General features: G+C 73.2%; 12 protein-coding genes. 2 read left to right on the plus strand and 10 right to left on the minus strand.

Going from position 1 to position 12108, the window contains the following annotated elements; translation table 11 throughout:
- Window positions 1-5 precede the first annotated feature (5 nt).
- The 3 genes from nadD to ACP4IX_RS07705 form a co-directional block, all read right to left on the minus strand.
- On the minus strand, window positions 6-716 hold the full coding sequence (nadD, locus tag ACP4IX_RS07695) for a nicotinate-nucleotide adenylyltransferase (protein WP_426519828.1): 711 nt from the start codon (window positions 714-716) through the stop codon (window positions 6-8).
- Window positions 717-773: 57 nt separating this feature from the next.
- The gene (locus ACP4IX_RS07700) at window positions 774-941 is read right to left on the minus strand and encodes a hypothetical protein (protein ID WP_426519830.1); all 168 of its coding nucleotides are present in this window, start codon (window positions 939-941) and stop codon (window positions 774-776) included.
- A 123-nt stretch (window positions 942-1064) separates the two neighbouring features.
- The gene (locus ACP4IX_RS07705; protein WP_426519832.1) at window positions 1065-1226 is read right to left on the minus strand and encodes a hypothetical protein; all 162 of its coding nucleotides are present in this window, start codon (window positions 1224-1226) and stop codon (window positions 1065-1067) included.
- 142 nt (window positions 1227-1368) lie between these two features.
- Between ACP4IX_RS07705 and ACP4IX_RS07710 the strand changes: the two genes are divergently transcribed.
- Complete coding sequence (locus tag ACP4IX_RS07710) at window positions 1369-2529, plus strand: M48 family metalloprotease (RefSeq protein WP_426519834.1); 1161 nt, start codon at window positions 1369-1371, stop codon at window positions 2527-2529.
- A gap of 173 nt (window positions 2530-2702) precedes the next feature.
- Here the strand turns inward: ACP4IX_RS07710 and ACP4IX_RS07715 are convergent, their stop codons facing one another.
- From ACP4IX_RS07715 to proB, 5 genes are all read right to left on the minus strand, one after another.
- Window positions 2703-3773, minus strand: a complete 1071-nt coding sequence (locus ACP4IX_RS07715; protein ID WP_426555066.1) for a hypothetical protein — start codon at window positions 3771-3773, stop codon at window positions 2703-2705.
- Window positions 3774-3858: 85 nt separating this feature from the next.
- On the minus strand, window positions 3859-4428 hold the full coding sequence (locus ACP4IX_RS07720) for a hypothetical protein (protein WP_426519838.1): 570 nt from the start codon (window positions 4426-4428) through the stop codon (window positions 3859-3861).
- A gap of 152 nt (window positions 4429-4580) precedes the next feature.
- Window positions 4581-5867, minus strand: a complete 1287-nt coding sequence (locus ACP4IX_RS07725; RefSeq protein WP_426519840.1) for a glutamate-5-semialdehyde dehydrogenase — start codon at window positions 5865-5867, stop codon at window positions 4581-4583.
- Window positions 5868-6043: 176 nt separating this feature from the next.
- Window positions 6044-6562 (minus strand): hypothetical protein, encoded by a 519-nt coding sequence (locus ACP4IX_RS07730; RefSeq protein WP_426555067.1) that lies wholly within the window; start codon window positions 6560-6562, stop codon window positions 6044-6046.
- Window positions 6563-6697: 135 nt separating this feature from the next.
- Window positions 6698-7822, minus strand: a complete 1125-nt coding sequence (proB, locus tag ACP4IX_RS07735) for a glutamate 5-kinase (RefSeq protein ID WP_426519844.1) — start codon at window positions 7820-7822, stop codon at window positions 6698-6700.
- A 186-nt stretch (window positions 7823-8008) separates the two neighbouring features.
- Here proB and ACP4IX_RS07740 point away from each other — a divergent pair, with 186 nt between their 5' ends.
- Window positions 8009-10201 carry a hypothetical protein gene (locus tag ACP4IX_RS07740; RefSeq protein ID WP_426555068.1) on the plus strand — a complete coding sequence of 731 codons (2193 nt, stop codon included), beginning with the start codon at window positions 8009-8011 and terminating at the stop codon, window positions 10199-10201.
- A 374-nt stretch (window positions 10202-10575) separates the two neighbouring features.
- Here the strand turns inward: ACP4IX_RS07740 and rfbC are convergent, their stop codons facing one another.
- Together rfbC and rfbA are read right to left on the minus strand one after the other, a co-directional pair.
- The gene (gene rfbC, locus ACP4IX_RS07745) at window positions 10576-11181 is read right to left on the minus strand and encodes a dTDP-4-dehydrorhamnose 3,5-epimerase (protein WP_426519848.1); all 606 of its coding nucleotides are present in this window, start codon (window positions 11179-11181) and stop codon (window positions 10576-10578) included.
- A 19-nt stretch (window positions 11182-11200) separates the two neighbouring features.
- Window positions 11201-12070 (minus strand): glucose-1-phosphate thymidylyltransferase RfbA, encoded by an 870-nt coding sequence (gene rfbA / locus ACP4IX_RS07750; RefSeq protein ID WP_426519850.1) that lies wholly within the window; start codon window positions 12068-12070, stop codon window positions 11201-11203.
- Window positions 12071-12108 lie beyond the last annotated feature (38 nt).

Consider the following 12108-nt stretch of genomic DNA (forward strand, 5'->3'; position numbering starts at 1 on the left):
CCGACTCACTCGCCGCGGTACAGCTCGCGCTTGTCGATGTAGCGCACGACTCCGTCGGGCACCAGGTACCAGACGGGGTCGCCCTGGGCGACTCTCGCACGGCAGTCCGTGGAGGAGATGGCGAGGGCGGGGACCTCGACGAGCGAGACGCCGCCCTTGGGGAGTCCGTCGTCGGTCAGGTGGTGGCCCGGCCGGGTGACGCCGATGAAGTGCGCGAGGGAGAACAGCTCCTCGCTGTCGCGCCAGGTGAGGATCTGGGCGAGGGCGTCGGCGCCGGTGATGAAGAACAGGTCCGCGTCCGGGTTGAGCGCGCGCAGGTCGCGCAGGGTGTCCACGGTGTAGGTGGGGCCGCCGCGGTCGATGTCGATGCGGCTCACCGAGAACTGCGGGTTCTCGACGGTCGCGACGACCGTCATCAGATAGCGGTCCTCGGCCGCGGACACCGTGCGGTGGCTCTTCTGCCACGGCTGGCCGGTGGGCACGAACACCACCTCGTCGAGGTGGAACTGCGCGGCGACCTCGCTGGCCGCCACGAGGTGTCCGTGGTGGATCGGGTCGAAGGTGCCGCCCATGACGCCCAGACGGCGCTTGCCCGACGGCGACGGGCCGCTGCCCCGGCCGGTGACGCGGGCGGGCACCGCGCGGCTGTGTGTGTCACGCGCCGGCGTGTTCGACGTGTCGTGCGCCGGACCGGTAGGCATGTCCTGCTCTCCCATGCGTGCAGACCCTACCGGCCCGACCCGAGAGCTCCTGCCGCCCCCACAACCCCGCGCTCAGCGGTCGCGGTTGAACCGGGTGGTGATCCACAGCAGGAGCATCAGCGCGACGAACGCGCCGATGCCGGTGACGTAGGGGTTCAGGCTCTGATGGTTGCCGCTGTGCTCTGCGCCGCCCTCGGAGGCGAGGGTGACAAACTGGGCAGCGGTGCTGTGGAAGCTCATCTTCGGCAGGACCTATCCGGTGTGGGCGGGATAAAGACGTCCGCTCATCGTATGCGGGCACCTCGCGGACGATCACGCCGACTCCGCCGTTGGGACCGGGCCGGGGGGAACCTTCGGGTCGCCTCAGTCGTCCTTCCGCTTGTACCCCCGCAGCAGGAACCACGCGGTCAGCACACAACCCACCACCATCACGATCAGCACGATCCGCAGCAGATTCCCCGGACCTTGCTGCTCGGCCGCGGTCACCGCCGAGGTGAGCCAGTCGGTGTGGGGGGTGTGCGCCATGACGTGGACTCCTTCGTTGCACTGCCCGTCCACGGTATCTCCGCCTAGGCTGGGCTCGGCTTCGGGGGAGCAAAGGGCCATACAAGGGTTCGCAAAGGCCCAGACATACGCACAGGCCTCACACACGCACATGGGGGAAGACATGTCCGACGGCCACCAGCACAACGGGCACGAGAAGGTGCCGAGCAGGCAGCGCAGGCGCTTCCCCGGGATCTCCTCGCGTGCGTACGAGCATCCGGCCGACCGCAGCGCCCTGGTGGCGCTGCGCAAGCTGAGCGGCTTCGACACGGTCTTCAAGGCGCTGAGCGGCCTGTTGCCCGAGCGGAGCCTGAGGCTGCTGTTCCTGTCCGACTCGGTACGCGTCTCGGAGCGGCAGTTCGCCCATCTGAACGTCATGCTGCGCGACGCCTGCTACATCCTGGACCTGGAGAAGGTCCCCCCGATGTACGTCAACCAGGACCCGACTCCGAACGCGATGTGCATCGGCCTGGACGAGCCGATCATCGTCGTCACCACGGGCCTCGTCGAGCTGCTGGACGAGGAGGAGATGCGGGCGGTCATCGGGCACGAGGTCGGGCACGCGCTGTCGGGGCACTCGGTCTACCGGACCGTCCTGCTCTTCCTGACGTCCCTCGCCGTCCGGGTCGCCTGGATCCCTCTGGGCAACCTGGCGATCATGGCGATCGTGACCGCGCTGCGCGAGTGGTTCCGCAAGTCGGAGCTGTCCGCGGACCGCGCGGGTCTGCTGGTCGGTCAGGACCTGCAGGCCTCCATGCGGGGCCTGATGAAGATCGCGGGCGGCAACCACCTGCACGAGATGAACGTGGACGCGTTCCTGGAGCAGGCGGACGAGTACGAGGCCGGGGGTGACCTGCGCGACTCCGTGCTGAAGATCCTGAACGTGCTGCCCCGCTCCCACCCCTTCACCACGGTGCGGGCCGCCGAGCTGAAGAAGTGGGCGGCGTCCCGGGACCACCAGCGGATCATGGACGGCCACTACCCGCGGCGCGACGAGGACAAGGACACCTCGGTCCGGGACTCCTTCCGCGAGTCGGCGTCCAGCTACGCCACGCACGTGCGCGGTTCCAAGGACCCGCTGATGAAGCTGGTGAACGACATCGCGGGCGGCGCCGGCGACCTCGGTGACCGGATGCGCCGGGGCTTCGGCGGCTTCACGGGCTCCCAGCCGAGGCCGCCCAAGGACACGGACGGGCCGGCCGAGGGCCCGGAGGGGACCGGCGGCCCCGACGGCCCGAGCGGCCCGAAGGGCCCGGACGACCGCCCGCCGCGCGACGGCGGCTGAGCCCGGGTCCGGCGGGGAGCACCCGCCGGACCCGGGAGCCCGCCACCGTGCGGCCCGCAGTGGCCACCGGCATCGCGCCGGTGCACGGAGATCCCCGCGCCCGGCGGCGGGCACCCGGCCGCGCCGCCCGTCCGTGCCCGAGGCCCCGGACGGGCGGCGTGAGGGGAGAGACCTCACACCCTCGGCTGGGCGCTCGCCGCGAGGGTGCCGCAGAGGGCTGTGGCGCTGTCCGTGGCGTACGGGTCGGTGCCGGCGGGGGCGCCGGTCCCGGCGGTCCGGCCCGCGAGCAGCGGGCGGAAGCGGTCCGCCGAGTCCTCGGCACAGTCGAGCGGACCGGCCTGGACGTAGGAGGCGACGAGCTGCGTCTGGTGCAGCCGCAGGTCGTCCCGGTCGAAGCGGAAGCGCAGCTCGCGCCGGACGGTGAACAGCGACGTCTCGGCCCGGTCGTCACCTGCCGGCCGCAGTGGGTACACCATGGTGTGGTCGGCGCTGACCTCCAGCGTGGACGCGTCGCTCTCCACGGCCCGCAGGCTGCCGTGCACCCGGATCTCGGCGTCGGCCAGCTCGGTACGGGCCGGGTTGAAGCGCACCAGCCATCCGGTGGGCGCGTGCCGGCCGTCCGCCGCGGGCCTCTCCAGGCTCTCGTCGAACTGGTCGAGCTGCTCCGGGTCCAGCAGCACCCGCACCGAACGGACCTCCCCGCCGAGGAGCACGCCCGGGTCGAGCGCCGAGCGGACGATGTAGTTCTTGGCGGTGGTCAGCGCGTTCCGTACCTGGTCGTCCGAGAAGTGCGCGGTGGACCGGTGGACCGGCAGCGGGACGCCCTTCGCCGCGGACCGGAAGTCGGCGGCGGGACTGTGCTCGTACAGGTGAGCGGCATCGTCGGCGCCGGGCACCTTGCCCTGGGGGGCGAGCGGGACGACGGTCATCCGCACCGGTTCCACGGACCGCTGCGCGGCGGGGCTCTGGTACGGGTGCCGGACGCCCATGTAGATGGCGGTGCCGAAGGCGACGGCGATCAGCACGAGGAGGACCAGCGCCTGCCGGGACAGCCCCGCCCGGCGCAGCGGCGTACGGCGGCGGACGGCGGGCGCGTGGTCGGACAGGCGCTCCCGGGCGGAGAACTCCTCGAGGCGGGCAGCGCGGACGAACGACTCGTCGAAAACGACGGATCGGTACTCGTCCTCCCCGCCTCCGGGGGCGCCCTCGGGCGTCCCTCCGGGCGGGTCGCCAAGCCCTGCCATACCTTCAGGGTAGGTCTGCGGAAGGTCGCGTAAACGCGTCGGTGCGGGCCACGTCGGGACCGGTGCCCGGCACCCGGCCGGCAGGTCAGGGGGTGCGCGGAATGACCGGCACGGCGGGCTGGGAGTAGTCGGCGGAGGCGGAGGGGGTCACCGTTCCGCTCTGCTCGGGGCCGGTCGAGGCGGGGGGCGGTACCTGCTGCGTGTCGCCGCCCGAGGACGCGCCCCGGTAGACGGCCACGAAGGCCAGCGCGACCATGCCGACGCCCATCACGAGGGCGAGCATCCAGGCGACGGGCCGGTGCCAGCGGACCTGCTTGCCGTAGGCCGCGGGAGCACCGTACGGGCGGTCGAGGAGGTCGCGGTCGTCGTCCGGGTCGTCGAGGTCGGGATCGTGGCCGAAATCGCCGTACCCGTCGTCGTAGCGCTCGCCTCTGGGACGGCCGCGGCGGGCCGCTTCCGCCTCGGTGGCCTCGGCTCTGGCCTGCGCGGCGGCCAGGAGGCGTTCGACGGCGGTCGGCTCGTGCACCACGGCCGCCTGTACGAAGGCCTCGTCGAGCACCACGGAGGCGAACTCTTCGTCCGACACCCCGCGGTCGTGATCGTCGTCGGGCTCCCAGCCGTCAGGGAACGGCCTACCCCCCACGTCCTCCGGCACGGGTACAGCGTAGACCTGGGGGGTCGATTTGGGCAGACGGCGGGGAAAATCATCCGGTGGGTGAGATGCCCCGATCGGATCACGGGTGTACCCGAGGGCGCGTGCCGTGCCCGTGCCCCCCGGCGTGCGTGCCCCGGCCGGGGCCCGGCCCGTCAGCGCCGTACGTGCCCGTCACCGGTGACGATGTACTTGGTGCTGGTCAGCTCCGGCAGCCCCATCGGGCCCCGGGCGTGCAGCTTCTGCGTGGAGATGCCGATCTCGGCGCCGAAGCCGAACTGGCCGCCGTCGGTGAAGCGGGTGGAGGTGTTCACCGCGACCGTGGTGGAGTCGACCAGCTGGGTGAAGCGCCGGGCGGCCTGCTGCGAGGTCGTCACGATGGCCTCGGTGTGACCGGAGGTCCACAGCCGGATGTGCTCGACGGCCTTGTCGAGCGAGTCGACGACCGCCGCGGCGATGTCGTAGGAGAGGTACTCGGTCTCCCAGTCCTCCGGCGTGGCCTCGACGGCCGTCACCTTGGAGTCCTCGGCGTACGCCAGCACACGCTCGTCGGCGTGCACGGTGACCCCGGCCTCCGCGAGGGCGTCCAGCGCGCGGGGCAGGAAGTCGGCGGCGATGTCCTGGTGGACCAGGAGGGTCTCGGCGGCGTTGCAGACGCTCACGCGCTGCGCCTTGGAGTTGATCAGGATGTCGACGGCCATGTCGAGGTCGGCCTGCGCGTCGACGTAGACGTGGCAGTTGCCGGTGCCGGTCTCGATGACGGGGACGGTGGACTCCTGGACGACCGTGTTGATCAGCGAGGCGCCGCCGCGCGGGATGAGCACGTCGACCAGGCCGCGGGCGCGCATCAGCTCGCGCACGCTCTCACGGCTCTCGCCCGGCACCAGCTGCACGGCGTCGGCGGGCAGTCCGGCCCCGCCCACGGCGTCGCGGACCACCCGGACGAGGGCGGTGTTGGACCGGTAGGCCGAGGAGGAGCCGCGCAGCAGGACGGCGTTGCCGGACTTCAGGCAGAGGGCGGCGGCGTCGACGGTGACGTTGGGCCGGCCCTCGTAGATGATGCCGACCACGCCGAGGGGCACGCGGACCTGGCGCAGGTCGATGCCGTTGGGGAGGGTGTTGCCGCGCACGACCTCGCCGACCGGGTCGGGCAGGGCGACGACGTCGCGCACGTCGGAGGCGATGGCGCGGACCCGCTCCGGGGTCAGGGTGAGCCGGTCGACGATGGCCTCGCTGGTCCCGGCGGCGCGGGCCTTGGCCACGTCCTGGGCGTTGGCCTCGACGATCTCGCTCGTACGGACCTCCAGCGCGTCGGCCACGGCGAGCAGCGCGTCGTCCTTGGCGGCCCGCGGCAGCGGCGCGAGGTCGGCCGCGGCGGCCTTGGCCCGGTAGGCGGCCCGGGTGACCGGGGACATCGAGTCGTACGGCGAGAGCGTGGTCATGGGGAAAGCGTAGTAGCCCGCGCGGACCCCCTACCGGCCGTCCCACACCCCGAGACGTCTGCCGGTCGGACCGTGAAGCCCTCGCAACCGCCGCGGGACACGGACGCTCCGGAACCCGGAACGCGGGACACAGACCGCTCCGGAACCCGGAACGCGGGACACAGACGCTCCGGAACCTAGAAGGGGTGGACTCCGACGGGTGTCGCCGGCGCCGGCCCGTACCCCGCCGCGATGCGCTGGTGATAGGTCGCCCTGTCGATGACCTCCAGGCCGACGATCTCCCAGGGCGGCAGTCCCGCGGTCTGCCGGTGCTCGCCCCACAGGCGCAGGGCGACGGCGGCGGCGTCGTGCAGGTCGCGGGCCTCCTCCCAGTAGCGGATCTCCGCGTGGTCGTCGGCGTACCGGCTGGTCAGCAGGAAGGGGTGGTCGTGCGCGAGCTGCTCCAGGGCACGCCGTACCTCGGTGAGCGGGGCCCGGGCACCGGAGACGCTGAGGGTGACGTGCCACAGGCGCGGGGTGTGCCCGGGCTCCTCGCCCCGGAACAGGTCGCTGGCCGCGACGCTGGTCAGGGCGCGTTCCTCACCGGCGGGGCGGGAGGACCCGGTGCGGGTCGCGCCGCCGGGCCGGGCACCCGTGCCACCACGGGAGCCGGTGCCACCGCGGGACGCCGCCGTTCCAGGGCGCACTCCGCTCACGACGGCCTCCTTCACGCACACGGCTCGGCCCGGTGGTCGGCCGGGCTGGTCCCTGAGGAAAGTTGAGCAGGCCGCACGAGATCGCGGGGCGGTTTTGCGGAACGTCCACCACCGATTCGGGGACGTTTCGACCCATTACGGGTGCAGGATCACCAGGTCGTCCCTGTGTACGACCTCGCGTTCGTACGCCGGCCCGAGTTCGCGCGCCAGTTCCCGGGTGGAGCGGCCGAGCAGCCGGGGGATCTCCTTGGCGTCGAAACTGACGAGCCCCCGGGCCACCGCGCGCCCCGCGCCGTCCCGCAGCTCCACGGGCTCGCCCGCGGCGAACTCGCCCTCCACCCCGGCGATCCCGGCGGGCAGCAGGGACTTGCGGCCCTCCACGACCGCCCGCACCGCCCCGTCGTCCAGGACGAGCGCCCCCTGCGGGGTGGAGGCGTGCTGGAGCCACAGCAGCCGGTCGGCGCTGCGCCTGCCGGTGGCGTGGAAGTAGGTACCGGTGTCGCCGCCGGCCAGGGCGTCGGCCGCGTGGACGGCGCTGGTCAGCACCACGGGGATGCCGGCGGCGGCGGCGATCCGGGCCGCCTCGACCTTGGTGACCATGCCGCCGGTGCCGACGCCGGCCTTGCCGGCGCTGCCGATCTCGATGTCCGCGAGGTCGGACATGTCGCGCACCTCGGCGATCCGCGAGGTGCCCGGCCTGCTCGGGTCGCCGTCGTACACACCGTCCACGTCGGACAGCAGCACCAGCAGGTCGGCGCGGACCAGGTGGGCGACGAGGGCGGCGAGCCGGTCGTTGTCGCCGAAGCGGATCTCGTCGGTGGCGACGGTGTCGTTCTCGTTGACGACCGGGAAGGCCCCCATCGCCAGCAGTTTGTCGAGGGTGCGGGAGGCGTTGCGGTGGTGGGCGCGACGGCTCATGTCGTCGCTGGTCAGCAGCACCTGGCCGACTCGGACGCCGTAGCGGGCGAAGGAGGCGGTGTAGCGGGCGACCAGCAGGCCCTGGCCGACGCTGGCGGCCGCCTGCTGACGGGCCAGGTCGCTCGGGCGGCGGCGCAGGCCCAGCGGGGCGAGGCCGGCGGCGATGGCACCGGAGGAGACGAGGACGATCTCCTTGTCCGTCCCCCGCACCTTGGCCAGGACGTCGACGAGCGCGTCGACCCGGTCGGCGTCCAGGCCGCCGGCCGCGGTGGTCAGCGAGGAGGAGCCGACCTTGACCACGATCCTGCGGGCCTCGCCCACGGCGTGCCTTGCCCCTGCCACGGTTGCCGTCCACCTCTCCCGTCGACGCGCGCCGGTCCCTGCGCTCGCCCCGCAATCTACGTGACGGGGGACGTGCCCCGCGCCGCGGTCCAGGCTGCGGACAGGGCCGCGGCGGCCGTCGCGTCAAGCGTGCGGTCAACACGCGCGTGTCGTCGGGAGGTCGACCGGCGTTAACCCGGATGTCCGATGCGCGACAAGCCTGGAGCGACCGCAGTGCCCCTGCCCCTGCCCCGCCGCCCTTCCCGCGGCAGCCCTTCCCTCCGCAGCCGTGCCCGCCGCGGTCTCCCCCGCGTCGGTCTCCCGCGCGTCGGTCTCCCCCGCCGGCAGACCGTCGTGAAGCTGCTCGTCCTCGGCGTGCTGGCGGCAGCCTTCGCCGCGCAGGCCGTCGGCGCGCTGCTGCCGCACGTACCGCTGCTGCTGGCCGCCACCGCCGGTTCGCTGGCCGCCGAGGGAGTGCTGCACCGCTGGCAGCGGGGCATGGTGTCCCTGTTCGCGAAGTCGCACGCCGACGTCACGGTGCGGCACGTGCTGCGGGACCTGCTGCTGGTGGTGGGCCTGCTGCGGCTCGGCGAGCAGCACCGGGAGACGGTGTACGCCCCGCTCGTCGCCGGGCTGCTCGCCTTCTACGGGCTGCACTGGGCGATCCAGGCGGTGTCCGTGCTGGTCCGGCGCACCCGGACGCTGCCCGTGGTGACCCGCAACATCGACGCCTCGGCGCTGCGTCCGACCCCGGCGCCCCCCGTTCTGCTGCGCCGCCCCGGGCACCGGCTGGCGGCCTTCGGGCTGCCCGCGACGGCCGGGCTGCTGGTCACGGCGGCCACCGACGCGCCGGTGTACGGCGCGGCCGGCCTCGCGGTGTCCCTGACGGTGGCGCTGGTGGGCCTGGGGGCACTGCTCACCCGGCTGCTGCCGGGCCGCCGGCCGGCGGGCGAGCAGGAGGTGCTCGACTGGTTCGCGGCCTGGCTGGCGGAGTACCGGCCGACCGTCGGCCTGTACTTCTCGGGCGGGGCGTCCTCGGCGTACCAGGCCAACATGTGGCTGGAGCCCCTCGCACGGCTGGACGAGCGGCCGCTGATCGTGCTGCGGGAGCGGTTCATGGTGCAGCGGATCGCGGCGACCGACATCCCGGTCGTGTGCCTGCCGAAGGTGTCCACGCTGATGTGCCTGGAGCACTCCACGCTCCGCGTCCTCCTCCACCCGTCGAACTCGGGGAAGACCTCGCAGGTCCTGCGCATTCCCACGATCAAGCACGCCTTCGTCAACCACGGGGAGAGCGACAAGCTGTCCTCCTGCAACCCGTACGCGAAGGCGTACGACGAGGTGTGGGTGGCCGGTCCGGCGGCGCGCGAGCGGTACGCGCAGGCGGAGGTCGGCGTGGAGGACAAGGACGTGGTGGAGATCGGCCGCCCGCAGCTGGACGCCGTACGGCCGTACGCGGGGCCGCCCGCTCCCGGGGCGTTCACGACGGTTCTGTACGCGCCGACCTGGGAGGGCTGGGACGGCAACCCGGGGAACACGTCGGTGGTCGAGGCCGGCGAGAACCTCGTACGTGCGCTGCTCGCGGACCCCGGCGTGCGGCTGCTGTACAAGCCGCACCCGCTGACGGGATCGGTGGATCCGCGGGCCGGGGCCGCCGATCTGCGCATCCGGGAACTGGTGCGGGCGGCGAACCGTGAGCGGAGCGGGCCCCGGCCCGGGGCCTCGGCCTCCGCCGAGCTGGCCCGGCGGACGGCGGAGCTGGACCGGCTCACCGCGGCCGGTTTCCGCGCCGCCGCCGACCAGGTGGAGCGGATGCTGCGCGGGACGGCGCCGGAACCCGGGCGGGCCGGGGAGGTGACGCGGGCGACGGCCGCCTGGGAGGAGGCGTACTGGGCCTCGCTGCCCGAGTGGGAGCACCAGGTCGTCACGGATGCCCGGCCCCCGCTCTACGCCTGCTTCAACCGGGCCGACCTGCTGATCAGCGATGTGTCGAGCGTCATCAGCGACTTCCTGGCGAGCGGCAAGCCGTACGCGGTGGCCAACACCAGCGGGCTGGCGGAGGGCGGGTTCCGCAAGTCGTTCCCGACGGTGGCGGCGGCGACCGTGCTGACGCCGGACGCGGCCGGGGTGCCGGAACTGCTGGACACGGTCCGGCATCCGGACCGGGACGAACTGGCCGCGGAACGCGCCGCGTTGGCCCTGCGCCTGCTCGGCCCGGCCGACCCGCCGTCCCAGGAGCGCTTCGCCGGCGCCGTACGGGCCCTGTGTGCGGCGGCCGGGGAGCACCGGGCGCGCATGGCACGGCGGCTGGCCACCGAACTCCCCCTCCCGGGACCGCGACAGGCGGAGACCGCACCTGCGCCCGCGACCGTCACACCGGAGCGGTCGAGGCGGGACTGAGGCGGGACCAGAGGGGGTCCGGCCACCCGGCGGGGCCGGCCGCGCCGCGGGCGTCGCGGGGTGCGACCACCGGTGCTGGGCATTCCCGGCCCCGGCGGTCGCCCCGGAGACATCCGCCCCGTCGGTGCTTCGGCAGACGCCCGGCCGCACCGGTCGCGGCACCGGCGCCCGGGCGGCGTCCCGCACCACCCGCACCGCGCTGCCCGCACCGCACTGCCCGCACCCCGCCGGCCGGATCAGCCGTGCCGGTGGCGCCGGCTCCGCCGGGCGGGTTCGCCCACGTCGTCCAGGCCGTCGCGGGCCGGCCGGCCCGCTCCCCGCGGGCGCGGCCGGTCAGGGGTGACGCCGCTGGCCGGGTCGCCGGAGTGAATACGTCAGCCGCGCTCCGCGAGCGAGCGGCGGAACGCCAGGCACTCCTCGTACAGCGGCAGGATTCCCGCGTCCCGGGCCTGGGCCAGTGTCGGGCCCTGGGCGTCCTTGGCGGACAGCTCGGGCGGGCCGGACACCGGCCACTCGATGCCGATCTCCGCGTCGAGCGGGTGGACGGTCCGCTCGCGTTCGGGGGCGTAGCCCTCGGAGCAGAGGTACGTGACGGTCGCGTCGTCGGTCAGCGCGCAGAAGCCGTGGCCGAGCCCCTCGGAGAGGTAGACGGCCTTGCGTTCCCGGTCGTCGAGGCGGACGGCCTCCCACTGCCCGAAGGTCGGCGAGCCGACCCGGACGTCGACGATCACGTCGAGTACGGCACCGCGTACGCAGGTGACGTACTTGGCCTGGCCGGGCGGCACGTCGGCGAAGTGGATGCCGCGCACGACACCGGCCGCGGAGACGGAGAGGTTGGCCTGCTTCAGGTCGAGCGGGTGGCCGACGGCCTCGGCCATGTGCTCGGCCTTGTACCACTCCAGGAAGAGACCGCGGGCGTCGCCGTGCTGCCGGGGGACGAACTCCCACGCGCCTTCGATGCCCAGGGGATTGATCTTCATCGACACGGTCCGTCCGCCCTCAGGCCTCGTGGGTGAGCAGGTTGAGCAGGTAGTCGCCGTAGCCGCTCTTGGTCAGCGGCTCGGCGAGGGCGCGCAGCCGCGCGTCGTCGATGTGTCCGGCACGCCAGGCGGCCTCCTCGATGCAGCCGATCTTCATGCCCTGGCGCTCTTCGACGACACGCACGTACTCGGAGGCCTGGACGAGCGACTGGAAGGTTCCGGTGTCGAGCCAGACGGTGCCGCGGTCGAGGACCGAGACCTGGAGTTCGCCCCGGTCCAGGTAGTACTTGTTGACGTCGGTGATCTCCAGCTCGCCGCGGGCGCTGGGCTTGAGGTCCTTGGCGATCTCGACGACCCGGCTGTCGTAGAAGTACAGGCCCGGCACCGCGTAGCGGGACCTGGGGTGCTCCGGCTTCTCCTCGATGGAGCGGGCGCGGCCCTGCTCGTCGAAGTCGACGACGCCGTACGCGGACGGGTCGGAGACGGCGTGCGCGAAGACGACACCGCCGTCGGGCTCGCTGTACCTGGCGAGCTGCCGGCCGAGGCCGACACCGTGGAAGATGTTGTCGCCGAGGATCAGCGCGACCGGCTCGTCGCCGATGAAGTCCTCGCCGATGACGAACGCCTCGGCGATCCCGTTGGGGTTCTCCTGGGTGGCGAACCGGATGTCCAGTCCGAGGTCGCTCCCGTCCCCCAGCAGCCGCTCGAACTGCGCGCGCTCGTCGGGGCCCGTGATGACCAGAATGTCCCGCACGCCCGCCATGATCAGGGTGGACAGGGGGTAATAGATCATCGGCTTGTCGAAGACCGGCATGAGCTGTTTCGACACGGCACGGGTGATCGGCCACAGCCGGGAGCCGGTACCACCGGCGAGCACTATTCCACGCATGGGAAGGCAGACTACGTCAGAAGGGCAGTCGCCCCTCG

This window comes from Streptomyces sp. WG5 (assembly GCF_049974565.1).
Taxonomy (GTDB): domain Bacteria; phylum Actinomycetota; class Actinomycetes; order Streptomycetales; family Streptomycetaceae; genus Streptomyces.